The sequence below is a fragment of the Marinobacter halodurans genome, assembly GCF_004327985.1.
Taxonomy (GTDB): domain Bacteria; phylum Pseudomonadota; class Gammaproteobacteria; order Pseudomonadales; family Oleiphilaceae; genus Marinobacter_A; species Marinobacter_A halodurans.
Genome location: NZ_SJDL01000211.1, coordinates 1 through 349 on the forward strand (window position 1 = coordinate 1; position 349 = coordinate 349).

1 protein-coding gene is annotated in these 349 nt (G+C 65.9%); it reads left to right on the plus strand.

Features of this window, described 5'->3' with window-relative positions; genetic code table 11:
• The coding region (locus EZI54_RS24140) for a hypothetical protein (protein WP_207389365.1) at positions 1-329 on the plus strand (329 nt) is incomplete at its 5' end.
• Positions 330-349: the final 20 nt, after the last annotated feature.

Below are 349 nucleotides of genomic sequence, written 5' to 3' on the forward strand. Positions count from 1 at the left end.
AAGCAGGCATTCGAACACATCTCCGGGAGCGCTGCGCGACAGACGTCATCGGGTCCATGACCATCCCGGAGGATGAGGACCACCTGCAATTGCGCTTTACGGTGCCGGAGGCGGAGAAAACCCGGTATGGCTTAATGACCCGCGACCTGGTGGTCATGGTGCGGCTGGAGACCCGCCAGCCGGACAACGCGTACCAGCCTCGCGATTACCTGCTGCGCCTGACGCCGGACAGCGCCTTCCCGGTCACGCCCTCGGACGAGTCGCCCGGGGACGACCCGCTCTGGCGGCCCATCCACCAACCCCTGACCGCCCTGGACCTGTACCCATGACCCAATCGGCGACCCCAAAG